Source organism: Blastococcus sp. TF02A-30, from assembly GCF_003319185.1.
Taxonomy (GTDB): Bacteria; Actinomycetota; Actinomycetes; order Mycobacteriales; family Geodermatophilaceae; genus Blastococcus.
This window is the reverse complement of sequence record NZ_QOHJ01000001.1, coordinates 182,457-206,344: the sequence shown is the minus strand read 5'-3', so window position 1 is coordinate 206,344 and position 23,888 is coordinate 182,457. Positions and strand designations below refer to the sequence as shown.

24 protein-coding genes are annotated in these 23,888 nt (G+C 70.9%); 11 read left to right on the top strand and 13 right to left on the bottom strand.

Annotated features, from left to right (window positions below; genetic code table 11):
- Nucleotides 1-62: 62 nt before the first annotated feature.
- Nucleotides 63-416 (bottom strand): hypothetical protein, encoded by a 354-nt coding sequence (locus DQ241_RS00955; protein ID WP_113828225.1) that lies wholly within the window; start codon nt 414-416, stop codon nt 63-65.
- 781 nt (nt 417-1,197) lie between these two features.
- Here DQ241_RS00955 and DQ241_RS00950 point away from each other — a divergent pair.
- Genes DQ241_RS00950 through DQ241_RS00925 form a run of 6 tightly spaced genes read left to right on the top strand, consistent with a single transcriptional unit; the run spans nt 1,198 to nt 6,305 of the window.
- Nucleotides 1,198-1,632, top strand: a complete 435-nt coding sequence (locus DQ241_RS00950) for a hypothetical protein (RefSeq protein ID WP_147252307.1) — start codon at nt 1,198-1,200, stop codon at nt 1,630-1,632.
- Nucleotides 1,632-3,254, top strand: coding sequence for a DDE-type integrase/transposase/recombinase (locus DQ241_RS00945; protein WP_147252306.1), 1,623 nt, complete (start codon nt 1,632-1,634; stop codon nt 3,252-3,254). Before DQ241_RS00950 ends, DQ241_RS00945 begins: the two co-directional genes overlap by 1 nt.
- 27 nt (nt 3,255-3,281) lie before the next feature.
- A complete protein-coding gene (locus DQ241_RS00940) occupies nt 3,282-4,073 on the top strand; it encodes an ATP-binding protein (protein ID WP_158545847.1) in 792 nt (263 codons plus the stop codon).
- Nucleotides 4,070-5,263 carry a hypothetical protein gene (locus DQ241_RS00935; protein ID WP_113828217.1) on the top strand — a complete coding sequence of 398 codons (1,194 nt, stop codon included), beginning with the start codon at nt 4,070-4,072 and terminating at the stop codon, nt 5,261-5,263. The genes DQ241_RS00940 and DQ241_RS00935 overlap by 4 nt, the downstream gene beginning before the upstream one ends.
- Nucleotides 5,263-5,967 (top strand): hypothetical protein, encoded by a 705-nt coding sequence (locus DQ241_RS00930; protein ID WP_113828215.1) that lies wholly within the window; start codon nt 5,263-5,265, stop codon nt 5,965-5,967. Before DQ241_RS00935 ends, DQ241_RS00930 begins: the two co-directional genes overlap by 1 nt.
- The gene (locus DQ241_RS00925) at nt 5,964-6,305 is read left to right on the top strand and encodes a hypothetical protein (protein ID WP_113828213.1); all 342 of its coding nucleotides are present in this window, start codon (nt 5,964-5,966) and stop codon (nt 6,303-6,305) included. Before DQ241_RS00930 ends, DQ241_RS00925 begins: the two co-directional genes overlap by 4 nt.
- 85 nt (nt 6,306-6,390) lie before the next feature.
- Here DQ241_RS00925 and DQ241_RS00920 read toward each other — a convergent pair whose 3' ends face one another.
- The 7 genes from DQ241_RS00920 to DQ241_RS00890 form a co-directional block, all read right to left on the bottom strand.
- Entirely contained in the window at nt 6,391-7,719 is a 1,329-nt protein-coding gene (locus DQ241_RS00920) for a hypothetical protein (RefSeq protein WP_113828211.1), read from the bottom strand.
- Between the two features lie 270 nt (nt 7,720-7,989).
- Entirely contained in the window at nt 7,990-9,360 is a 1,371-nt protein-coding gene (gene dnaB / locus DQ241_RS00915; protein ID WP_199583952.1) for a replicative DNA helicase, read from the bottom strand.
- Nucleotides 9,361-9,926: 566 nt separating this feature from the next.
- Nucleotides 9,927-10,373: a 50S ribosomal protein L9 gene (gene rplI, locus DQ241_RS00910; protein WP_113828879.1), complete on the bottom strand. Its 447-nt coding sequence runs from the start codon at nt 10,371-10,373 to the stop codon at nt 9,927-9,929.
- A gap of 11 nt (nt 10,374-10,384) precedes the next feature.
- Entirely contained in the window at nt 10,385-10,621 is a 237-nt protein-coding gene (gene rpsR, locus DQ241_RS00905; RefSeq protein WP_012951016.1) for a 30S ribosomal protein S18, read from the bottom strand.
- 42 nt (nt 10,622-10,663) lie between these two features.
- Nucleotides 10,664-11,155, bottom strand: coding sequence for a single-stranded DNA-binding protein (locus DQ241_RS00900; RefSeq protein WP_113828207.1), 492 nt, complete (start codon nt 11,153-11,155; stop codon nt 10,664-10,666).
- 2 nt (nt 11,156-11,157) lie between these two features.
- A complete protein-coding gene (gene rpsF / locus DQ241_RS00895) occupies nt 11,158-11,445 on the bottom strand; it encodes a 30S ribosomal protein S6 (protein ID WP_113828878.1) in 288 nt (95 codons plus the stop codon).
- A gap of 188 nt (nt 11,446-11,633) precedes the next feature.
- Complete coding sequence (locus tag DQ241_RS00890) at nt 11,634-12,710, bottom strand: hypothetical protein (protein WP_113828205.1); 1,077 nt, start codon at nt 12,708-12,710, stop codon at nt 11,634-11,636.
- A gap of 118 nt (nt 12,711-12,828) precedes the next feature.
- Between DQ241_RS00890 and DQ241_RS00885 the strand changes: the two genes are divergently transcribed.
- On the top strand, nt 12,829-13,644 hold the full coding sequence (locus tag DQ241_RS00885; RefSeq protein ID WP_113828203.1) for a deoxyribonuclease IV: 816 nt from the start codon (nt 12,829-12,831) through the stop codon (nt 13,642-13,644).
- Here DQ241_RS00885 and DQ241_RS00880 read toward each other — a convergent pair.
- The 3 genes from DQ241_RS00880 to DQ241_RS00870 all read right to left on the bottom strand — a co-directional run bounded on the left by DQ241_RS00880 (nt 13,613) and on the right by DQ241_RS00870 (nt 18,179).
- Nucleotides 13,613-15,025: a glycosyltransferase family 87 protein gene (locus DQ241_RS00880; protein ID WP_233492129.1), complete on the bottom strand. Its 1,413-nt coding sequence runs from the start codon at nt 15,023-15,025 to the stop codon at nt 13,613-13,615. The two genes, DQ241_RS00885 and DQ241_RS00880, sit on opposite strands and share 32 nt — an antisense overlap.
- A 112-nt stretch (nt 15,026-15,137) precedes the next feature.
- Entirely contained in the window at nt 15,138-17,609 is a 2,472-nt protein-coding gene (locus tag DQ241_RS00875) for a transglycosylase domain-containing protein (RefSeq protein ID WP_113828199.1), read from the bottom strand.
- Between the two features lie 156 nt (nt 17,610-17,765).
- The gene (locus DQ241_RS00870; RefSeq protein ID WP_199583951.1) at nt 17,766-18,179 is read right to left on the bottom strand and encodes a DUF5318 family protein; all 414 of its coding nucleotides are present in this window, start codon (nt 18,177-18,179) and stop codon (nt 17,766-17,768) included.
- Between the two features lie 144 nt (nt 18,180-18,323).
- On the opposite strand from DQ241_RS00870, the gene DQ241_RS00865 reads away from it, so the two are divergent.
- The 3 genes from DQ241_RS00865 (at nt 18,324) to DQ241_RS20460 (ending at nt 20,884) form a co-directional block, all read left to right on the top strand.
- Complete coding sequence (locus DQ241_RS00865; RefSeq protein WP_233492128.1) at nt 18,324-18,995, top strand: PadR family transcriptional regulator; 672 nt, start codon at nt 18,324-18,326, stop codon at nt 18,993-18,995.
- Nucleotides 18,958-20,037, top strand: coding sequence for an inositol-3-phosphate synthase (locus DQ241_RS00860; RefSeq protein WP_113828195.1), 1,080 nt, complete (start codon nt 18,958-18,960; stop codon nt 20,035-20,037). Before DQ241_RS00865 ends, DQ241_RS00860 begins: the two co-directional genes overlap by 38 nt.
- A gap of 109 nt (nt 20,038-20,146) precedes the next feature.
- The gene (locus tag DQ241_RS20460; RefSeq protein WP_158545846.1) at nt 20,147-20,884 is read left to right on the top strand and encodes a hypothetical protein; all 738 of its coding nucleotides are present in this window, start codon (nt 20,147-20,149) and stop codon (nt 20,882-20,884) included.
- A 99-nt stretch (nt 20,885-20,983) separates the two neighbouring features.
- Here the strand turns inward: DQ241_RS20460 and DQ241_RS00850 are convergent, their stop codons facing one another.
- Nucleotides 20,984-21,658, bottom strand: a complete 675-nt coding sequence (locus DQ241_RS00850; RefSeq protein ID WP_113828193.1) for a YqgE/AlgH family protein — start codon at nt 21,656-21,658, stop codon at nt 20,984-20,986.
- Nucleotides 21,659-21,723: 65 nt separating this feature from the next.
- Here DQ241_RS00850 and DQ241_RS00845 point away from each other — a divergent pair, with 65 nt between their 5' ends.
- Nucleotides 21,724-23,007, top strand: a complete 1,284-nt coding sequence (locus tag DQ241_RS00845; RefSeq protein WP_113828191.1) for an MFS transporter — start codon at nt 21,724-21,726, stop codon at nt 23,005-23,007.
- Between the two features lie 10 nt (nt 23,008-23,017).
- Here DQ241_RS00845 and DQ241_RS00840 read toward each other — a convergent pair whose 3' ends face one another.
- Nucleotides 23,018-23,872: a matrixin family metalloprotease gene (locus DQ241_RS00840; protein WP_233492127.1), complete on the bottom strand. Its 855-nt coding sequence runs from the start codon at nt 23,870-23,872 to the stop codon at nt 23,018-23,020.
- Nucleotides 23,873-23,888: the final 16 nt, after the last annotated feature.

Genomic DNA, 23,888 nt, shown 5'->3' with positions numbered 1-23,888 from the left:
GGTGAAGCGGCCGGTAAACGGCTGGCGAAGGACGACAAGCCTCACCCTCTCGCGACGGGCCGCTACTGGTTCGGTTCTCCACCCGTCGGCCGCGAAGTGCGGTCAGCCCTCGGCCAGAAAGGCCCTTTAAGTACCTCGTTCGCGTCTGCGATCGCCCGGAGGGCGTCCTTCAGGCCCTGCTGGTACTGCCGGGCCTTCGCCTCGTCGAAGGGTTCGTTCGCGAGTTCTGCCCAGGTGACATGGGTCGCGAGGCTTCCTTGGACGGCCTCGCGAAGGTCGGTGAGGAGCGCCGCGTCGATGTAGAGCCCGCTGCGTCCGTAGGTGTAGCCCTGGCCTTCCCAGTGGGGCTCCTGACGGAGTTGGCGGCGCATGGTCGTGGCGCCCTGCCGGTTCCGGTTTCGGCGCTGCCATGCCATGCGGCGGGAGAGGTCCTTGCAGGTCGCGCAGTAGGGGCTGAGTCCGTGGTCTTCGGGAAGCAGTTCTAGGCATTCGACGCACCGGACCCGTCCGGTGACGTCCCTTGCGGGGGCACCGCGGCTTCCCCCAGAAGAGGGACGTGCGCCCTCGAAGGCGAGTTTCGTGCCGTCAGGAGCCACGCGGCGAGTCGTCGGTGTCATCGGTCGGCAACCCTGTGTGGGCTCTCATACCCGCCTCGTCCCAGTCCTGCATACCTACCGTTAAGCACCTCGGTTCATCTCCGCTGCTCAGGGACCTATGACTGTCTGACGTGTCATAGGTCAGTCAACTCGCCGAATCGGTCCACAACGGGCTGATTCCGTTGTAGTGACCGAGAACCGCAAGCCGGACGTGGCTCCTGACGAGTCCACCGAACCGGCATCACCCCCCAGTGGGAGAGGGCTTCACAGGGGCCCCGTCTCGTTCTTCGCTTTGACTGATGACTCGACCGATGACTCGGCGACTGTCGGTCAACCCGCAGCGCGAGACGCGTACCCCCGCCTGTTCATCGTGCCGCCTCCTGTCGCCACCGACACGGAGCGACGCACCGATGACACAGCCCGTCCGGCTGCGCGGCGCCGCTCAACCACGGGCGACCTGGCGGTGATCGGCCCAGCGAGGGCACTGCGATCCCCGCTGACGGGAAAGGAGTCGGCCGACGTTGGCCTGCTCACTCACGCACTGGTGTCGACGCACGCTCCTTTGCTTCACGAGGGACCGGCCTCGTCGTTGCTGCCGCGGATGACCGCGATGGCGAAGGCGTTGCTGGACGCCAACTTCAACCGTCGCCGTGTCATCGCCACCGAGGCCGTGAGCCTCGCTTACCGGTACCTGAGCGCACTTGCCCCGGCGCCGCCGTGGCGGCTGCTCGGTGTGGAGTACGAGACGGGTCGAGGTCCTGTCGATCTTGCGTGGGCCAACTCCGAGGTCGGGCTCGTCTTCTTCGACGAGTTGAAGACCGCGCGCACCGCGACTCGGCGGCTGCCGGGCGCGTGGGAGGAGCAGACCCAGCGGTATACCGCGGCCGGACGCGCTCGGTTCGGAGCCGAGTTCGTGGGTGTGCGCCTGCTTCCGATCAACGCCATGCACCTGGCACGCCTGTCGAGCGCCCGAAAGCCCTGGGCCCGGCTGGCGCCCACGCCGAATGACCCGTTCCGCCTCGGAGGTGATCGGTGATGCCGTCCACCGCCACCGCCGCCTCGCCGGAACTGGAGGAGAGCGTCCTGTCGACCCTTCTTCGCTTGAAGGAGCAGTGGGGGTTCGTGAGCAACCGGGACGTTCAGCGCGCTGCTATCGCCTTGAACTGCTCCACGCGACGGATTCGCCGGATGATCGAGCGCGGGTACGTGCGGGCTCCGCGCGCGCCGTGGAGGCCGGACGCCGATCTGACTGTTCACCTTGTCCGCCACAAGGGCTCGGTCGCGCAGATGCACAAGGCGCTGTGCCGCAAGGGCCAGGATCCTGGCGTCAGTGTTCGGACCATGCAGCGCTACTTCGCTGCCGAGTTCGACCAGCGCCTGCTGTGCGGTGCCCGCGGCGGTTACCAGGCATTGCGCGACTCGCTGCCGACGACCGAACGCCGCGCCCTGGCTCGCAACGAGGAGTGGTCCATCGACCACACGCTGCTCCCCATCTGGGTTGTCATGCCGGACGGTGGCGTCCGCAAGCCGTGGATGACCACGGTTCTGGACTCGGCCACCCGCATGGTCATGGCTTTCACGATCGGCCCCCGCACGCCGTCGACCGAGGAGTCGGCGGAAACTCTGGCGGCGGCGATGGAGGGATACACCACCGCAGAGGGGGTCTTCGTCGGAGGACGGCCGGAAAGCCTGCACTCCGATCGCGGCGGCGACCTCGTGACGCACGCACTCACTCTCGGTTTGATCCGTGAAGGCGTGAACCGCTCGTTCACCGAGGCGTACAGCCCCCACCAGAACGGAAAGATCGAGCGCTGGCACCGCACGATCAAGAACGAGTACCTGCCAGCCCTCCCGGGGTTCGATCGCAGCACCTACGTACCGAACGACCCTCGCAAGGACGCACAGCCACTCAGTCCCGAGGGCTTGCTGTCCCTGGCGGGGCTCCAGGCGGAGGTCGTCCGCTCGTTCAGGGAGTACAACTTCGACCGATCCCACAGCGGCATCAACGGCAAGACACCGTTCGAGGAGTGGGCGAGCCAGTCGAACCCCATTGAACGAGCCGACGCTCAGGCTATCCGCGCCTCCATGCTCCAGGAGGAGAGCCGCGTGGTCACGCGGGGACGTGTCCAGTGGGAGCGGCGCTTCTACAGCCTCACTGCCGACGAGCGGGTGCCCGCTGGGGTCGACACCGACACCGGCGAGGTCCTCTTCGGCGACTCCTGGAAGTCGGTCGTAGAAGGGAAGCGCGTGCTCGTGCGCCACCTGCCCTCGCGCCTCGAGTTCGTCGAGGTCTACACGACCAATGGCGAGTACGTCGGCCGAGCCCACTGGACCCAGATGCTCGATGCCGAGGAGGCCGCGAAGGCCAGCAACGAGAGGCGCCAGGCGTTCCGCACCATGCGCACGTCCCTGGAAGAAATCGCCCGAGCCGACGCCGAAGCCGCAGCCAAGCACAACGCGTCTCCGCAGATGAGCGAGGACGACCGCGACTTCGGCCCGACGCCGTCGAGCCAGAAGACGCGCAAGGAGCAGAAGCGCTCCCAGCCATCTGGAGCCATGAAACGGGCTGCCAGTGCACGCGCACAGAAACGCAACGACCTCCAGGTCATCAGCACCGGCGCTTTGAGCCGCACAGGCACCGACGACCTGGACTTCTGACCCATGTTCGCGACAACGGAGACCGATATGACCAACTCACCAGCCGCCATGACCCCGCTTCTCGGCAGGGCCGGAGCGTTGCCCCCCGTTCCGGCCAGCGTGGGGCAGACGTTCACGCTTCAGGCCGCCGCTCAGGCGTTCCGCATGATGGATGAACTGCTCGACATCACATGCTTCGACGGACCCGCAGGAACCGGCAAGACCACTGCATGCGCGTACGCCGCTGCCCAGTCCAAGCGCAAGTGGCGCTACTGCGTCCTTCCCCTGCGGGCCCACCCGCGGGACCTCATCGCAACGGTCTACGAAGCCGTCTTCCAGCGCCCCGCGGGCGGAACCGAGCGCCTGATGAGCACCACCCTGGTCGACCGCCTCTGTGATGGGGACATCGGCCTCATCGCGGACGAGGTTCACCACGTCGGCCTGCAAGGGGCGCAGCAACTCCGCTACTTGTGGGATGCCGCCGCTACGCGAGACACACCGTTTCCTCTTCTGCTCGTCGGCTGCGACGTGCGCCGTGAACTCGCTCGGGCTGAGGAGGTTCGCGGTCGGATCGCCCGTTGGGTGTCCTTCGACCTCATCAGCGACGTCGAAGACGTCATCGCGATCGCAGGAGCACAACACCCTCGCCTGGCGCTGACCGACCCCAAGATCATCCAGAAGATGAATGAGCGGATCGCCCGCCGGAGCATCCGTGCCTGGCACCAAATCGGTAAGCACATCCGCTTTCTGCCGGACAGCACCTCGGCCAACAAGGCGACCGGCCTCACGCGGGATGATGTCCGCCTGCTCCGCTCCATGCTCGGAACGGACATCGCATGAGCATCGGCATCGTGGAGGCGCCCACCGGCACCATCCCCTCCCGACATCTCTCGGGCCGCTTCGGTCCCGAGACGGGCGCCCTCCTCCTTCACTTGGCTCCAAGGGAGACACAGCCGGGTGCGGTCGCCCTGGCGCTACTTCAGGCGATGGGCAAAGACGTCCGTGTTGCGGGTGGCAACACCACCCGTACCTCGGAGCACCGCACGTACGCGCCCGTATGGGTCAAAGCGCATGGCATCGAGTCGGTAGCGCTACTGGACGCCCAGCAGGCGCGCACTCGGACCATCGCGACACTCCTCGGCCTACTGCCCGAGGGCACAGACCTCGTGCTGGTGTGCGAGCCGGGGCACCTTGGGGCGACACGCCATCGCCTTGAGAGCACTGGACTGCCGACCCGGCCACTGGACTGGACCGCCTGGCTCGCCAGTCAGGAGCGGGCGACCACCGCAGGAGACATTTCCACCGTCTCCGAGGACGCGTACGACCTCAGCCATCTGCCAGTCGCGGATTTCCTGCTCTTCCGCTACCGGTCACGCGAACTAAACACCCGCGAACGGTTCGAAGCCATCGACGCTGACTACGTCCGCACCTACCAAGGTGCGCTGACTGTTCGGCCCGAGCCGGAGGCGGTCATCGCCTACCTTGACAGCGAGACCGCGAACGCGGTGACAACCGCATCCATGATGGTCGCGCTGCGTGCAACGCAGAGCGCCTTCTTCAGCCGCGGCCATCTCCTCCACGCCCACCCCGACCGACTGCTTGGCGTCCTCTCCTGCAATCGCGGACTCCATCCGACGGATAAGGACTGGCGGGCGCTGGGGGCCTACATCCGCCCGGAGCGCTCCGCGACCACGGCGCTCTACCTGCTGGGCATCGGAGCGCAGCCACTCCCGTCTGTCACGGTCGAGGCGATCGACCGCGCCCTCGACCGAGGCGTGCTCGTAGGCCGCCCAATTCCCTCGCTAGCGCGCCCACTGCTCGCCGCTCAACTCCTGCGCCGCATAGCCGAAGGCGCCCGACCAGGCGATTCCTACCTCAACCTCCGCGGCGAGCGACGCCACCTGGAGGTGCTGATCGACGCTCGCCGTGACCTGGGGCTCCCGATCGACGGCCGCAACCTGCGAAGCGATCACTCCACGAACTCCACCCGAGTGCTCCACCGCCTCGGCCTCGACGTACGGAGCCTCTGATGACTAACGCCGCGTCCGTCTTCGACCTGACGGCAATCCGAGCAGCACTCCAGCAGACCGGTCTCGCGCCGAGCGAGATCGCGTTCCGCGTAGACATCGCCGTCCGCTCACTGCAACGCATCCTCGACGGCGACCCCGACCCCGGCGAGATCCGGGTCGCTACGCTCACCCGCTTGGCCGACACGCTCGGGCTCCCGTTGCGGTCCATGTTCGCCGCGCCGAGGGCTGCACCGGAAGCGTGCAGGGCGGTTGCCAGCGATCGGCCGCAGGACGACCACACCGCCGACGATGCCTCCACCGTCATCGCGGTCCTCTACGACCGTGAGACCGCTGCCTCGAACAGCGACATCGCGCTAGCACTCGGCTGGCCGCTCGACCGCCTCAACAGCGCCCTGCACGTGGCAAACGAGCGTCTGGGCACCGCCGGGCTCCGGATCGTCAGGGAGCACGGCGAGAGCCGCGTCAGCCCCATCGCCGACCACCTCGCTAGCCGAGCCTCCCTAGCCACCGCCCAGGCCCACGCTCGGGGTCTCAAGACAACTGAGTACAAGGCCGCCTACGCGCTTCACACCGGCCAGAAAGTGACCACCGCCAACGAGACTCGACAGCGCTTCGTGATCGGACGTCTAGCCAACGTCGGCGTCGTTCACCTTGAAGGCTCGCGACCCCGCCTGTCCGACGCCGCGAGGTTCGCTCACCCATGACACCCAGCCGAAGGGATGTCTCCTTCTTCCTCGCGCTTAGCGGGGCCTTCGCAACAGATGATGGGCACATCGAGGTCGAACGAATGACCTGGCTCATGGCGCATCTATGGAAGGCGGTCTATGCGGCCTGGTGCAACCCCTGCCTCCTGCGACGCGACATAGCCGCCTGGCCCTTCGCACCCGAGTTCGCTTCCTACCGCCTGACCGAGGATGAGATCGCCCGCACACGAACCAGTCGCCATTGGCTGCCGCTGAGCACCATGGACGAAGTCATGGCGTTCCTGGTGGAACACCAGGACTGTCAGCCGCCGCCCGTCCTCTGGCCGCGCGGACGCTGACTTACTCGCGGTGGTTGAAGTTCGGCGACCGTGAAGGCGCACCGATCAACGCCGCCAACCCAGTCTCCTCACGGGCATGCCTGCCCTAGGCACGACGGCGTCTTGACACAAGCGCGTCGACCTCCCGCCGCCACCCTTGATAGTCGCGGACCCAAGCCGCGAAGTTGTTGGAACCTTGGCTCGCGATCCAAGCCTCCACTGCCTGCAATTTCTTCTTTCCACGCTTACGAAAGCCTGCACTCCCCAAGAAGAGCCACGCGGTCCGGGGATACGTCTTCCACGAAGCCGCAAGCCGGTCGCCGACGTAGCGTTCCAATGCCAACAGGGCCTCCAATGCCGCCGTCGCTTGGTCGTCCCCCGGCTTCACGCCCGCGTGCACCGCCCGGTTTCGTGGCTCCGCGATGTCGGTGTGCCACCGCCTGATTGGGTTCTCTGTGAACCTCCACTTGCCACCGAACCGCTTCTCATACTGGCTCTTGATTCGAGGCGTTACGTCGAGGGACAGCACGTCCGCTGCCTCTTCAACCGTCAGCGCCCCTGACAGATGCTCTTCCCACATGGCCATGCCGAGAAGGGCCCCCAACAACACCTCGGCCGCGATTCCACACTGGACAACGCCCTCTCGTGGACGACCGTTCGTCCACACCTCAATCTCCGCTTCCAGCCTCCGCTCGGCATAGGCGGCGAAGGGGTCACCCGCTGCACCCCGGGCGTTGTACTGGGCAATCTGCCAGAGCACACCGTCGCCCAGCGGGGTCATCTCGGGCATGGCGAAGTTCCGGTTCTCCAGCATCAGCAGCCCTGCGGGCTCCGGAGCGGCCCCCTCCGCGTCGACAGGGCGGCGGAACCACAGGACTGCTGGGTGGAGACGCTCGTAGGTCAGTTCCGGCACGTGACTTCTCGTTGCAACGCGGTAAGCCCGGTGAAAATCGGTCACCACCTCAATACACCGGGTCAGGGGGTCGGCACGGGTCGCTGTCCCCTCAAGGTCCGCCGACCCAGCAACGAAGGTCGTGGCCTCGACGACGGTTTGGTAGGGCTTGTGGTCGTTCGGCCAGGCCTCGGCGATGCCCTCCGGGTCACGTACAGCCTCGGGATTGAGCGAATGGGCAACGCGGCCAGCGAGCCGGGTCCGGTGGAGGAACACGGGAACATCTTCTTGGTCGTCCGGAACTTGCCAGAAGCGAACCGAGACGAAGTTGTATCCCTCAGCGTCCTCGTCTACAGGTTCTATTCGCCTTAGGTGTTCGAGCGGTCGGACTTCGACCCCATCGAGGAGCGGTTCCCGGTCCTCCGTCTGTCTCGTCCACGTACTCCCATGCGCGATGGGCAGCGGCTCAGGAAGGACGAGCAGGAACGTAGCAATGAAGGGTTCGTCGTCTCCGCCGCCCTTCTCCGCATAGAGGTTGGGCAACTGTGCTCCTCCGACCCGGCCATGACGGCGCACCACTGGGGGGCGAGACCCCGCGATCCGCCACTTCGTCGGTGCCCTGTCCCGAGGCGAGGGGCGCCTTCAGAGAAGACGTCGCTCAGACGGTGACACCCCATGTCGTCTTTCCACAGGGCCCGGTGACACCTGAGCGTCGCATGTGGTGACGCTCAGGTGTCACTTCCCGGTGACAATTCGTGTCGCAATCGACCTCAGCACTGTCGTCCTACACGGGTGCCGGGCCGGGTCAGCTCGCTAGTTCGCCATGTCCACGAAGCGGCTGTAGTGGCCCTGGAAGGCGACGGTCACGTTGGCGGTCGGGCCGTTGCGGTGCTTGACCAGCATGATGTCGGCCTCGCCGGCTCGCGGGGACTCCTTCTCGTACATGTCCTCGCGGTGGATCATCATGACCATGTCGGCGTCCTGCTCGATCGAGCCGGACTCGCGGAGGTCGGAGAGCATCGGCTTCTTGTCCTGACGCTGCTCGGACCCGCGGTTGAGCTGCGACATCGCGATGACCGGGACCTCGAGCTCCTTGGCGAGCAGCTTGAGCGCACGGGAGAACTCCGAGACCTCCTGCTGGCGGCTCTCGACCTTCTTGCCGGAGGTCATCAGCTGGAGGTAGTCGATGACCACGAGCTTGAGGTCGTTGCGCTGCTTGAGCCGCCGCGCCTTCGCCCGGATCTCCATCATCGTCATGTTGGGGGAGTCGTCGATGTAGAGCGGCGCGTCGGCGATCTCGCCCATCCGGCGGGCCAGCTTCGACCAGTCCTCGTCGCTCAGCGTGCCGGCGCGCATGTGGTGCAGCGGCACCTTCGCCTCGGCCGACAGCAGACGCATCGTGATCTCGTGCTTGCTCATCTCGAGCGAGAAGATGACGGCCGGCAGGTGGTGCTTCACCGTCGCCGAGCGCGCGATGTCGAGCCCCAGCGTGCTCTTGCCGACACCGGGACGCGCCGCGATGACCACCATCTGGCCCGCCTGCAGGCCGTTGGTGAGCTCGTCGAGGTCGCGGATGCCGGTGGGCACGCCGCGGCTGACCCCACCGCGCGAGGCGATGGCGTCCAGCTCGTCCATGGTCGGCTGCAGGACGTCCTCGAGGCGCGAGTAGTCCTCGCTCATGCGCTTCTCGGTGACGTCGTAGATTTCCTGCTGGGCGCGGTCGACGATGTCGTCGACGTCGCCCCGCCCACCGGCCGCGCCGTAGCCCAGCTGCACCACGCGGGTGCCGGCCTCGACCAGCCGCCGCAGCACCGCCTGCTCCGCGACGATCGCCGCGTAGTAGCCGGCGTTGGCCGCGGTGGGCGTGGACTGGATCAGCGTGTGCAGGTAGACCGCGCCGCCCATCTTCGACAGCTGGTCGGTGCGGTTGAGCTCGGCGGCGACGGTGATCGCGTCGGCCGGCTCACCCCTGCCGTACAGGTCGAGGATGCAGTCGTAGATGACCTGGTGCGCCGGGCGGTAGAAGTCCGGCCCCGCCAGCACCTCGACCACGTCGGCGATCGCGTCCTTGCTCAGCAGCATGCCGCCGAGCACCGACTGCTCCGCCTGCACGTCCTGCGGCGGCTGCCGGTCGTACTCCGGCGCCGTCGGGGACGGCCGGCTGAACTCGTCGGCCAACGCCACGGGGGTACCTCCCTCTCCTTGCGGGCGCGCACGCATGACCGCTCACCGCGGGGAAGACGGGAGTTCGGCAGCGCGCCGGACCGAACAGGTGTTCGGGTCGAAGCTAGCGCCGGGCACTGACAGATTCGCGCCCGGCGGCAGCTGAGGAGGACGTTAGGAACCCGGAGGGCCGTCGTCCAACACCTCGATCTGCACAACATGTGGACAAGTCGGTGGACGGAGGCGTGTCGACATGTGGAGACAGCCGGGGACATCGTGTGGTCCCCGAGCCGACACCCCCCCGCCACCTGCACGAACGCCGTCCCCCGGCTGTGGAGGAAAACTTCTGCGGAAGTTTTTTCCGGGTGTGGCACGTGTGGTGTCGGCGTGACGGACGAGTCCCGAGCCGCCGGCCGGGGGCACGACGGACCGGCTCCCGCCCAGCCGGCAGGAACCGCGGCGGGCGGGGCGCGGACCGGCCCGTGCCGTGACCTGCCCGCCAGCCCCCTGAGACGCCGCGAGGGGCGCCGGACCGGAGTCCGACGCCCCTCGGGGACGAGCGAGGGCCCTGGAGGCCCTCAGGGGGTTCAGCCCGCGACGACCTCGATGGCCAGCTGGGCCTGGACCTCGGGGTGCACCCGCACGGTGACGGTGTGCTGACCCGTGGTCTTGATGCTGCTGGGCAGCTCGATCCGGCGACGGTCGAGCTCCGGACCACCGGCGGCGGTCACGGCGGCGACGACGTCGGCGGTGGTGACCCGGCCGAACAGGCGGCCACCGTCACCGGCGCGGGCCGGGACGCGGACGGTCAGGCCCTTGAGCGAGCCGGCCACGGCCTGCGCCTCCTCGAGCGAGCGCACCTCGCGGGTGGCACGCGCCCGGCGGAGCGACTCCACCTGCTTCTCGGCACCCCGGGTGGCCTTGATGGCCAGCCCGCGGGGCAGGAGGTAGTTGCGGCCGTAGCCGCCCTTGACCTCGACGGTGTCGCCGGAGGACCCGAGACCGGTGACCTCCTGCGTGAGGATCAGCTTCATCGTGCTCATGATCAGCGCGCCGTCGAGGTGTAGGGCAGCAGGGCCATCTCACGGCTGTTCTTCACGGCCGTGGCGACGTCCCGCTGGTGCTGGCTGCAGTTGCCGCTGACGCGGCGGGCACGGATCTTGCCGCGGTCGGAGATGAACTTCCGCAGCAGCGTCGTGTCCTTGTAGTCGATGTAGGTCGCCTTGTCCTTGCAGAACTGGCAGACCTTCTTCTTGGGCTTGCGAACAGGGGGCTTGGCCACTGTCTCTCTCCAGAAAAAGTAAGCGAACTCAGGAAGTCAGGATCAGAAAGGAGGCTCGTCGGACGGGCCGGCCGGCGTCGACCAGGGGTCGCTCGCACCGCCGCCACCGCCGCCGCCACCGGAGAAGCCGCCACCGCCGCCGCCTCCGAAGCCGCCGCCGCCCTCACCGCGCGAGGCGCGGGTGACCTTGGCCGTGGCGTACCGGAGCGAGGGGCCGATCTCGTCGACCTCCAGCTCGATGACGGTGCGCTTCTCGCCTTCCTTCGTGTCGAAGGAGCGCTGCTTGAGCCGGCCGCTGACGATGACCCGGGAGCCGCGGGTGAGCGACTCGGCCACGTTCTCGGCCACCTGGCGCCACACGTTGCAGCGGAGGAACAGCGCCTCGCCGTCCTTCCACTCCTGCGACTGGCGGTCGAAGGTGCGCGGGGTCGACGCGACGGTGAAGTTGGCGACGGCAGCGCCCGACGGCGTGAAGCGCAGCTCCGGGTCGGCAGTCAGGTTGCCGATGACGGTGATGACGGTCTCGCCGGCCATGGTCAGTGGACCTCGGGCCGCATCAGCTTCGTGCGCAGCACCGACTCGTTCAGGTTCAGCTGGCGGTCCAGCTCCTGGACGGCGGCGGGCTCGGCCTGGATGTCGATGACGGCGTAGATGCCCTCGACCTGCTTCTTGATCTCGTAGGCCATCCGGCGACGGCCCCAGATCTCGGTCTTGACGGTGCCACCGGACTTGGTGACCACGGTCAGGAACCGGTCGAGCGAGGGAGCGATGGTGCGCTCCTCGAGATCGGGGTCGAGGATGACCATCAGTTCGTAATTGCGCACGGAGAACCCCACCTCCTCTGGTCTCAGCGGCTGCAGGGCATCTGCAGCAGGAGGGTCATGCATGCGTCGCGCGCCCCGGCAGCTCGAGAGCGAGCCGGAACGCGCGGGCCAAGGCTACCAGTGATCGCGGGGGCTCCCGTCCGCGCTGTCCACAGGGTCCCCCGGAACGGCGACGGCCGGTCGGGCTGCTACCGGGTGGTGCTCCGCGCGGTGCGCGAAGCCTGGTGGGTGCGGACCAGCGCGGCCGTGACCGCGGCCAGCGCCACCACCGCGGCCAGCGCGGCTGCCGGGAGCGGGGCGGCCGGCCGGCCCGCCGCCTGCGCGTCGACCTCGGCGCTCTCCTCGTCCAGGTCGGTGCCGTCGAGGCCCGCCAGCTGGCCGAAGACCGGCACCGAGGCGCCGTCGTACCCACCGGCGACGCCACCGGAGCCCCCGCTGCCGGCCCCGGCGAGACCGCGGCCGGGGGCGGAGAAGCGCGACGGGTCGAAGGCGGCGGCCGCCGCGGCCGCGCCGGGCGCCATCTGCGCGCCGCCGGAGCCGGTGTCGTAGGTGTACTGCGAGCCGGGCACGCCCTCGGGGGCGGCACCCGGGGCCGTCGTCGGCTGCTCCGCGCCCGGGTTCGGGGCGACGGGGGCGCCCGGGACGCCGGGGGTGGCGGTCCCGCCCGGTGCGGGGACGGTCAGCGGCGGCAGCTGCGGGATGTTGACGCTGGGCAGGTTCGGCAGCGGCACCAGCGTGTTCACGATGAACGGCGTCGGGACGCCGATGCTCACCGTGGTCTGCCGGTTGTCGTAGGTGACCAGCTGGTTCTGCGGCACGAGCTTCAGCGCGTTGCCGGTGACCGTGTTGAGCAGGCCGCCGACGATGGAGGTGTCGGGCACCGACGTGCGGTAGGTGTAGGTGATCGCGCAGGTCAGGCAGGTCGACGGGAACTTCTCGCGCACCGTCTGCCCCGGCTGCAGGGGGTAGCTGCCCGACGGCAGCTTCAGCGTCACGTCGGTGTGCACCACGACGGTGACCAGAGACGGCAGCAGACCACCGCCGACCTGCACGGTCTTGTCCTGGATGCCGTTGGTGAAGATGACCGTGCCGCCCGCGTCGACGGAGACCAGCGGGGGCGTCAGGTCGCGGATGGTGACGGGGACCTCCGCGGCGGCGGCCGCGCTGGGGGCGAGCACGACCGCAGCGGCCGCGACCGACAGCCAGCCGAGGACGGCCGCGGCGACCCCCCGCCGCGCGGTCCTCAGGATCCGACCGTGTGCCATGTCCGTGAACCTCCGTGTCGACCTACTGCCCGGTAACCCCCGTCACGTGCAAGAACGATGATGTGTGAGCGCGGTTACGGTTAAACCTGCGACCGCGGACGATCTAGGGTCGGCGACCGTGGCGAACCACCCGATCGGCGTACACGTGGGCCCCGGGCTCACCGACGACAACGAGCTGCTCGACGGCGGCCCGCTGGCCCGCGCGGCCGAGATGGACGCGGCGGCGGTGCAGGTCTTCCTCACCGATCCGCAGAGCTACAAGAACCCGAAGCCGCGCCCGGACGAGGCCGACCTCCGCGCCTCCGACGTGCTGGTCGTGGTGCACGCGCCCTACATGCTCAACGTGGCGACGACGAACAACCGGATCCGCGTCCCGGGTCGCAAGCTGCTCGCCGCGCACGCCACCGCCGCCGCCGCGATCGGCGCCGCGGGCCTGGTCGTGCACGGCGGGCACGTGCTGGCCGAGGACGACCCGGCGGTCGGCGTCGACAACTGGCGCAAGACCTTCGCCTACCAGGAGAAGGACGGCGGCTTCCCGGTCCCGGTGCTGATCGAGAACACCGCCGGCGGCGGCAACGCCATGGCCCGCGACCTCGACGCGCTCGACCGGCTCTTCGACGCCGTCGGCGAGCACGGGGCCGGCTTCGTGCTCGACACCTGCCACGCCTGGGCGGCCGGCTGGGACCTCACCACCGTGGTCGAGGACGTGCGCGCCCGCACCGGGCGGATCGACCTCGTGCACCTGAACAACAGCCGCGACCCGCAGGGCTCCAGCCGCGACCGGCACGCGCCGCTGTCCGACGGCGAGATCCCGACCGAGCTGCTGGTCGACGTCGCCCGGGCGGCGGGGTGCCCCGTCATCCTGGAGACGCCCGGCGACGCCGCGAGCCACGCCGAGGAGATCAGCCTGCTCCGCGCGGCCCTGGGCGGCTGAGAGTCACGGCGTCGTCAGCACGGTCGAGGACGCCACCGGCGGGATCGTCGACGCCCGGCCACGACGTGCGGACGACGTCGCCGTCGGGCCGCAGCACGTCCCGCACCACCAGTGCCATGAGGACGACGACGGCGAGGTCCCGCAGGCCGACGCCGAGGAAGAACCACTCCACGTCGATGCCCCGGTTCGCCGTCCCGAGGTAGTGCAGCATCGTGACGACCCAGACCAGCACCTCGGTGGCCTGCCACAGCAGCAGCGAGCGCCACCGCGGCCGGGCCAGGACCGCGAGCGGCAGCAGCCACAGCGAGAACTGCGGGCTCCACACCTTGTTGAGCAGCAGGAACCCGGCCACCAGGAGGAAGGCGAGCTGGGCGACCCGCGGCCGGACGGGCGCGGTCAGGGCGAGCCAGGCCACGCCGGCCGCCAGGAGCAGCAGGCAGACGGCCACGACGGCGTTGAGGACGACGGGGGACTGCCCCTCGGCCAGGGGCCCGTCGAACAGCTCGCCCCCGGCGCCGGTGATCAGCATGTTCCAGATCGACTCCGGGTTGGCGCCCCGCTGACCGCTGAAGCGGAAGAACCACGACCAGCCCTCCGGCGCCGCCAGCGCCACGGGGAGGTTCACCGCTGCCCAGGCCACGGCCGCGGCGGCCGCCGTCCGGGCCCACGCCGCCAGCCGACCGGCCCGCAGGCAGAGCACGAACAGCACCCCGAGCAGGAGCAGCGGGTAGAACTTCGCCGCGATGCCCAGGCCGAGCAGGACCCCGGCCGCCACCGGCCACCGGCGGGCCCAGGCGAGCATCCCGAAGGTGGTGAGGGTGACCGCGAGCAGGTCCCAGTTCGTGAAGGCGTGGAACAGCAGCAGCGGCGAGAGCCCCACCATCGCCGCGTCCCACGGCCGCCGGCCGGCCAGCCCGAGGACCGCTCGGACCAGCAGCAGCCCGGCTCCCGCGAGCAGCAGGCAGGTCACCGCGTAGTAGCTGAAGACGCGCGGGACGTCGGGCAGCAGGCCGACGGCCGCGGCGGCGCCGTCGTAGGCCCGCGCCAGCGCGGCGGCCAGCGCCATCAACCCGCCGGTGAGCACCGGGTACTCGACCGTCGCGTCGAGGTAGGGCAGCGCGCCGTCGTCCAGGCCGTAGGAGCCGAACAGCGGGACGGCGTCGGAGTAGCAGAGGTGGGTGTACTGCTTCGAGCCGCTCCAGTCGCCGTCCGCGCACGGGGACTGCTTGATCCAGGCCAGGGCGAGGACGAGCGTGGCGAACAGCAGGCAGATCCGCAGCGGCGTCCAGAAGAGCGCCCGCCCGACGACGCCGTGCCGCCCCCAGGGACCGCCCACCGCCTCGCTGGCCTGGCCGACCACGGGGTCGACCCAGCTGGGCACCACGCGGTTCGGAGCGGGCGGCGTTCCACGTGGAACGAGCACGGACCCCTCCGGAGAAGCTCCGGAGGGGTCCGTGGAGGTGCTCACCCGCTCAGTGTGCCGGGCCGTGCGGTCAGGGGCCGGTGCCCGGTACCGCGGGCGCGGTGGGCTGCTCGGGCTGACCCCCACCCGGCCGCGGCGTCGGGATGTTCGGGTCGTTCGGTGCCGGGTCCCGCACGTCGGGCACGCCGTCCCCGTCGGTGTCCGTGTTCGGGTCCGGACGGCGGTTGGGCACGTTCGGGTCGTTCGGCGCCGGGTCCCGCACGTCGGGCACGCCGTCCCCGTCGGTGTCCGCGTTCGGGTCGGGCGCGGGGGCCGACGACGTCGTGGGCGCCGACGACGTGGCCGGGGCCTCGCTGGTCACCGGCGCCTCGGACGTCGGCTCGGGCAGACCCTCGCCGGTGTCGCCCTTGATCAGCGGCGCGTCGGGCAGGTTCTCCTTCGGCGTCCCCTCGAGGACGGTGTTCATGAACTGCTGCCAGATCGCGCCGGGAAGCCCCGAGCCGTAGATGATCGAGCCGCCGACGGTGCGGATCGGCTCCCGGCCCTCGGTGCCCATCCAGACCGCCGTGGACAGGGACGGCGTGTAGCCGACCATCCAGGCGTCGGAGTTGTCCTGCCGGTTGAGGCCCTGGGTACCGGTCTTGCTGGCCACCTCGCGCCCACCGGCCAGCGCCCGCTTCGAGTACGCCGCGACGTCCTTGAGCGCGTAGGTCACATCGTTGGCGACGCGAGACTCGATGACCTGCTCGCCGGCGTCGCCCGCGTTCTCCAGCAGGACGCCGCCCTCGCTGTCGGTCACCTTCGCGACGAAGTACGGCGCCCGGCGGATGCCTCCGGAGGCGAACGTCGCGAAGCCCACCGCCTGGTCGATCGGGCGCATCTCGTACTCCCCGATGCCGATCGCGCTCCCGGTTCCACCGCTGGCGTTCGCCAGGGTGGGGGCGCCGTCGCTCCAGGTGTCCGGCATGCCCGTGGCCGCCAGCGCGGTCTCCCGGACGTTCTCCGCCCCGACCTCGTAGGCCAGGCCGTAGTACGTCGTGTTCAGCGACCGCGTCATGGCCTCCATCAGCGTGCAGTTCCCGCAGGAGGCGCCGCCGGAGTTCACCACCGGTGCCTCGCGGTCCTCGAACGTCTTGTTGTTGCTGCCGTCCCGGCGGGCCGTCACGCTGATGCCCTGCTCCAGCGCCGTCGCCAGCGCGTAGGGCTTCATCGAGGAGCCCGGCTGGCGCTTGGCCTGCGCGTAGTCGAAGCCGTTGCCGTCGTTGCCGCCGAAGTAGGCGCGGACGGCGCCGGTCTTCGGGTCGACCGCCACGAGCGCCTCGCGCAGGTTGTCCGGCTCGCCCTCCATCACGTCGGTGATCGCGGCCAGCGCGGCGTCCTGGTAGCCCTTGTCCACCGTGGTGGTGATCCGCAGACCGCCGCCGAAGATCTGGTCGTCGCTGTAGCCCTTGCCGCGCAGCTCCTGGATGACGGCGTTCACGACGAGGCCGGACGCGTCCGACGGGATGCCCATCGAGGGCGCGACCTTGGGGAGCACGGCCGGGTAGACGGCGGCCGCGCGCTCCGCCGGGGTCAGCCAGCCCTCGTCGACCATCGCGTCGAGCACCAGGCCCCAGCGGTCCTGCGCGCCCTCCGGGTTGGTCTCCGGGTCGTAGCTGCCGGGGCTGCGGATGAGGACGGCGAGGACTGCCCCCTGCTCGGGGGTCAGCTCCGCGGCGGAGACGCCGAAGTAGGTCTTGGCCGCCGACTCGATGCCGTAGGCGCTGCGGCCGTAGTAGATGGTGTTGAGGTAGTTCTCGAGGATCTGGTCCTTCGAGTAGTTGTTGTCCAGCTTGATGGCCAGGAAGAGCTCCTGGAACTTGCGGCTGAACGACTGCTCGGAGTTCCGCAGGATCGCGTTCTTCACGTACTGCTGGGTGATCGTCGACCCGCCCTGCGTCGAGCCCCCGGTGACGTTGTTCCAGGCGGCCCGCACGATGCCGGTGACCGAGATGCCCGGGTCCTCGTAGAAGTTGCGGTTCTCCGCGGCCAGGACGGCGTTGCGCGCTGCCTCGCTCACCTGGTCCAGCGGGACGTTGGTGCGGTTCTCGTCCCCGAGGCGGGCCATCTCGGTGGTGCCGTCGGCGTAGTAGACGACCGTCGTCTGGGAGTTCGTGATCGAGTCGGGGCTGGGCACGTCGGTGCTGGCGTACACCACGCCGACGAACACGCCGAGCAGCACGAGCAGGCCGGCGATCGCGCCACCGGCGATCTTCAGCCGGCGGTTGCGGCGCTGCTTCTTGGTCCGGGCCGGCTTGCCCTTGGTGCCGGCGGGCCGCTGCCCGGCGGGACGGCGCGCGCCCCCGGCGGCGGAACCGCCGCTCGCGGCCCCGGCCGCCCCGGTCCGGCTGGCCGTGGTGCGGGCCCGACCTCCGCCCGAGGGCGGACGGCGGGCACCCCCGGCGCCGCCGCCACCGCCCGTGGGACGGGTGCGGCCGGGCGCGGGACGGCGCACGGACCCGGCGCGCGGGGCGACGGGTGAGGTCTCGTCGTGGGAAGGCACGCGGCTGTTCCCCTTCCTGACTGTGGTCGGCGACGGGAGCGGCCCCGATCGCAGCGTGGCGTCTTCAGCTGTGGGTTGCGGGGAGACCCGCGGCGGAGCACGGGGGACAACGCCACGCTGTCCCCTCCGGCCCGGCCGGTCTCCCCCGTACCGCGGCTACTCGGTGGCCGCGCGGCGCCGGTTCCGGCGGGGCGCGCGCCCCGGCACGGGCTCGGCACCGAGCACGTACGAGCAGTCGAGGTGGTTCCAGCCGCACCCGCGGCACACCTCGACGGAGTACACGGTGAACTCCTCCTGCGCGGCGTCCATCCGAGCGAGCTCGGCCTCGGTCTTGGCCTGGCCGGCCACGGGACCGAGGTGGTCCCCGTACACGTAGTTCACGAGCGTGAGGCGCTCCCGGCGGCACACCGGGCAGGCGACGTCGGTCGCCACGCCGTGGTACTTCGCCGCTCGGGAGAGGTACGGGCTGGCGTCGCACACCTCGAACAGACCGGTGCGCCCGGAGTGCACGTCGGCCAGGACAGCTCGCCTCTGCAGCGAGTAGTCCACGACGGATCGGCGTCCGGGCACGGCGGCAAGCGTACGCACCCGCACGCCCCAGAGGGCGTTCTGCGAGGTGTGACACCGGGCGGGGCGACGCCGGTGCTTGCCTCCGAGGGTGCACGTCGATGTATCGTCTCGATACATCGGCCGCAGGGGCCGGGGGGAGGCGAGATGCTGGAGTTCGCCATCCTCGGGCTGCTGCACCAGTCCCCGATGCACGGCTACGAGCTGCGCAAGCAGCTCGCGCAGGTGCTCGGCGGGCTGCGCAGCATCTCCTACGGCTCGCTGTACCCCGCGCTCAAGCGGATGCGGGCGGCCGGGCTCATCACCACCGACGAGCCCGATCCGCACGCGCTGCTGCCGGCGGACGCTCCGCCGCTCACCGGCCGGCGCGGGAAGGTGGTCTACACGATCACCGCGGAGGGCAAGGAGCGCTTCCACGAGCTGGTCAGCCAGACCGGACCGGAGGCGTACGACGACGGGGGCTTCTTCGGCGTCCGCCTGGCCTTCTTCCGGCTCACGGCCGCCGACGTGCGGCTGCGGATCCTCGAGGGGCGCCGCCGCACCGTCGAACGCCAGCGGGAGGGCCTGCGCGCGTCGCTCAGCCGGACCCGCGAGCGGCTCGACCGCTACACGCTCGAACTGCAACGCCACGGCCTGGAGTCGGTCGACCGCGAGGTCCGCTGGCTCGACGAGCTGATCGATTCCGAGCTCACCGGCTCCGGGCACGGGGACGCGCAGACACCACCGGACCAGACCGGTCCGCACGATCAGGACCCACCGCGGTCCGAGGAGAAGGAGAGCCATGGGGTCCGTCAAGGTCGCCATCGTCGGCGTCGGTAACTGCGCCACCTCGCTGGTGCAGGGCGTGCACTACTACCGCGACGCGGACGAGACCGCTTCGGTGCCGGGGCTGATGCACGTCCGCTTCGGCGAGTACCACGTGTCCGACGTCGAGTTCGTCGCCGCGTTCGACGTGGACGCCAAGAAGGTCGGCCGCGACCTCTCCGAGGCCATCGTCGCCAGCGAGAACAACACGATCAAGATCTGCGACGTCCCGCCGCTCGGCGTGACCGTGCAGCGCGGCACCACCCTCGACGGCCTCGGCAAGTACTACCGGGAGACCATCGAGGAGTCCGACGAGGAGCCGGTCGACGTCGTCGCCGCCCTGCGCGACTCGGGTGCCGACGTCCTCGTCTGCTACCTGCCGGTCGGCTCGCAGCAGGCCGCCGAGTTCTACGCGCAGGCCGCCCTCGACGCGGGCGTGGCGTTCGTCAACGCCCTCCCCGTCTTCATCGCCGGCACCAAGGAGTGGGCGGACAAGTTCACCGCCGCCGGTGTGCCGATCGTGGGCGACGACATCAAGAGCCAGGTCGGCGCCACCATCACCCACCGCGTGCTGGCCAAGCTGTTCGAGGACCGCGGCGTGCAGCTCGACCGCACGATGCAGCTCAACGTCGGCGGCAACATGGACTTCAAGAACATGCTCGAGCGGGAGCGCCTGGAGTCCAAGAAGATCTCCAAGACCCAGGCCGTCACCAGCCAGGTCGACCGCGAGATGGGCAAGGACAACGTGCACATCGGGCCGTCGGACCACGTGCCGTGGCTGTCGGACCGCAAGTGGGCCTACGTCCGCCTGGAGGGCCGCGCGTTCGGCGACGTCCCGCTGAACCTGGAGTACAAGCTCGAGGTCTGGGACTCCCCGAACTCGGCCGGCATCATCATCGACGCCGTCCGCGCCGCGAAGATCGCCAAGGACCGCGGCATCGGCGGCCCGATCCTCTCGGCGTCCTCGTACTTCATGAAGAGCCCGCCCGTGCAGTACGACGACTCGGCCGCGCGCGACGCGGTCGAGGCCTTCATCAAGGGCGACATCGAGCGGTAAGGACCTCGTCCCCCGAGGTCACGACCAGGGCCCGCACTTCCGTTCCGGGAGTGCGGGCCCTGCCGCGTCGTGGCCGGGGATCGGGTCGGTGCGCCCTTACGCTGCGCCGGTGCGCACCCCGGCCCGCCTGCTGACGCCCCTGGTGACGGCGCTGGCACTGGTCGCGGGCTGCGCGACCGACGACGGCCCCCGGCCGACCGGCGACCCGGTCACCCAGGAGGAGGCCGACCTGCTGGCCGGCCTGCTGGCCCGCAACCACGACGAGGGCGGCGCGGACTTCGTCGCCACCGCTCCCTACGGGGACGAGGCGGTCCTGACCCTCACCGGCGCGGTCGACTTCCGCGACGGCGTCGGACGGGCGCAGGTGGTGACCGGTGACGGCAGCGCGCCGGAGCGCACCGTGTGGTTCACCCGCGAGGCGGTCTGGTTCGACGACCCGACCGGCTCGGGCAGCGGTGGCTACCTGCGCCGTCCGCTGCTGCCGGCCGACGACCCCGCCCCGCCGCTGCTGGACGTGGTGGCCGGGCTGCTCCTCAACCTGTCCGCCGGGTCGGCCGACGACGCGGCGGCCTTCCTCGACGGCGCCGCCACGTGGCAGGGCCGGCGCTCGGTCGACGGCCGGCTGACCGCGCTCTACGCGGTGCCGGGGGACGCGGTCGTGGCGGTCTCGGCGACCGACGACGTCCTCGTGCAGTTCGCGGCGCCGGTGCCGGCCGAGGGCGGGGACCCGGTCGAGGTGACGGTCACGCTCGCCGGACACGGCCGGCGCTCGCTGGACCTGCCGGCGGAGGCGGAGACGATCGAGGCGGCGGACCACCCGGAACTGGGCGCGGCGCTCGGCCTCTGAGAAAGGGGAAGGGGGCGGCCTCTTCCCCAGACCGCCCCCTCCCGGCCACCTTCCTACCAGAAACCGGCCGTTTCGGCAGCCCTCGGGTGCGGCGCGCCGTCAGTTCGCGGTCGGATCGGCCGGCGCGGTGGAGAGCACCGCCAGCCGGCCGGTCTGGCGACCCATGACCTGCCGCCACAGCTGCGGCCCGGACGTCTCGCTCAGCACGTCCTCGGCCAGCCCGGGCACGCACGCCCACGCGCCCTCGGCGATCTCCCCGGCCAGCTGGCCGGGGGACCAGCCCGCGTACCCGGCGAACACGCGCAGCCCGGCCACGCGATCGGCGAGCGGCGCCGGATCGGCGTCGAGGTCGACGAGGTGGATGTCGCCCGCCACCGGCCGCAGCCCGTCGGGTGCCGAGGTCCCCCCGCCGGCCGACCCGTCCACGGTGCAGCGGGCCAGGCACAGCGCCGTGTCCGTCTCGCAGGGGCCCCCCACGTGGAACACCCCGGGGTCGATCGCGAGGTCGCACCAGCCGGGCAGCACGTCGCGGATCTGCACCTGGCTCGGCCTGCCCAGGACGACGCCCAGCGTGCCGCTGTCGGAGTGGTCGAGGAGGTAGACCACGGTCCCGGCGAACGTGGGGTCGGTCAGCGAGGGCATGGCGACGAGCAACCAGCCGGGCCGGAGGTCGTCCAGGTCCCCGACCGAGAGCCTCGGCACGGCATCGGGACGACGACGACCGGTCGCGGGCCGCGCGGGCGGACCGGACTCGGGATCGGGCACCGGGGTCATCGCACCCAGTGTGCCCCACCCGCGGGCGCCCCGGCTGATCGTGCGTCGCCCCCTAGGGTGATCCGGTGAGCCGGCCTGGTGCAGGGGTGCGCGCCGTCCTGGCCCGGCCCGACTTCCGCCGGCTGTTCGGCACCCGGTTGCTGTCCCAGGCCGGCGACGGCGTCTTCCAGGCGGCGCTGGCCGGAACGGTGCTGTTCAACCCGCAGCGGGCCGCCGACCCGGTGGACGTGGCCGCCGCGTTCGCCGTCCTGCTGCTGCCCTACTCGCTGGTGGGCCCGTTCGCCGGCGTCTGGCTGGACCGGTGGAGCCGGCGCGCGGTGCTGCTGCGCGCCAACGTGCTCCGCGCCGGGCTGGTGTGCCTGGTCGCCGTGCTGATCGCCGGCGGGGTGCAGGGGACGGCGTTCTACGCCGCCGGCCTGGTGGTGTTCGCGGTCAACCGGTTCGTCCTGGCGGCGCTGTCGGCCGGGCTGCCGCACACGACCGACGCGCTGGTCCCGGCCAACGCGCTGTCGACGACCACCGGCTCGGTGGCCACCGTCGTCGGCGGGGGAGCGGCGCTCGGGCTGCTGCAGCTCACCGGGTCCGGGGACGCCGGGTACGCGCTGGTCGCCGCCGCCGCGGCGCTGCCCTACCTGCTCGCCTCCCTCGTGGTGTCGGGGTTCGCGCCGCGCCACCTGGGGCCGGACGCGGTGACGCGGGCCGGGACACCGAGCGCCCGTCAGGTGGTCGTGGGCATGGTGGCCGGCGCCCGGCACGTGCGCGCGCACCCCCCTGCGGCGGCCGCGCTGACCGTGATCGCGCTGCACCGGCTGGCCTTCGGGCTGTTCACCCTCATGACGCTGCTGCTCTACCGGAACACGTTCTCCGGAGAGGGAGCGCTGTTCCCGGGCGGTCTCGCCGGGCTGGCGCAGGTGACCGCCGCCGTCGCGGTCGGATCGCTGCTCGCGGCCGTCGCCACGCCACCGGCCGTCCGCCGCACCGGCGCGGTGGGCTGGACGCTCGCGCTGCTGCTGGCCTCGGCCGTCGTCCAGCCGCTGCTCCTCCTGCCCTTCCGGGCACCCGGCGTGGTGGCGGCGGCGCTGGCGCTCGGCTTCGCCGGTCAGGGGGTCAAGATCTGCGTCGACGCGACGCTCCAGGCGGCGGTCGACGACGACTTCCGCGGCCGGGTCTTCTCCGTCTACGACACCCTGTTCAACGTCGGCTTCGTCGTCTCGGTGCTGTGCGCGGCCTTCCTGCTGCCGGCCTCCGGCGCCTCGGTGCCCGCCCTCGGCACGGTCTGCCTGCTCTACCTCCTGGCGGCCGCCGGCTTCGTGCTCGTGCGCCGCCGTCCCGCTCCCGTCCGCGGCTGAGCCGAGCAGGTCAGAGGTCGGGCTCGCAGGTGCCGGCTCCGAGGCGGGCCAGGCCGGCGAGGTCCCCGGGGCCGAAGTCGTCGACCGACTGCTGCGCCTCCGGGTACATGAGCTCGGTCGCGTCCTCGACGTGCGCCAGCCCGACCAGGTGGCCGAGCTCGTGCAGGACGACCGACTCGACGGCGGTCGCGCCCCCACGGCGGCCCATGATCTGCCCGGACTGCGGACCGTCCAGGGACACCGTGCCGGTGACGAAGACGCGCGGCCCGTCGCCCAGCGACACGGCGCTGCTGCCGGCCTGGCCGACGACGTCCCCGGCGAGATCGGGGTTCTCCGCCTCCGACTGCCACCCGATCAGGACGGGCGCCCAGCGGTCGCCGTAGCGGTCCGGCTGGAACACCGCCCGCTCGTGCGCCAGCGGCTCGTCGGTCGGCCCGTCGAAGACGAAGACCAGCCCGGTCACCACCGCGATCCGCCGCACCGCCGAGTGGATCAGCTCCTCGCCCCCGGCGGGCGCCCCGGCCGGGTTCACGGTGTAGTGGACCGGACGGCACGGGTCGTAGGCCACCGGTGTGACGCCGTCGCGCTGGAACGAGGTGAACGCGTGCTCGCCGCCCCCGAGGGGTGCCGGCCGCGGGGTGCCCAGCGGGTCGACGGCGGCCTCGATCCCCGGGGTCGGGCGGTCGCGCGGCTTCTCCGGCGCGGGCGGCGGGGCTGGCGGGGTCGGGGTCGCACCGGGCGCCGCGGTCACCCGGACCGCCCAGGGCAGCCCGCCGGGGCCGCTCAGCACGGCGGTGGCCAGCACGGCGGCGAGGGCGAGGAGCACGACGAGCATGCCGCGCAGGACGCGCAGCAGGGAGCGCACGGGTCCTATCTCGGCA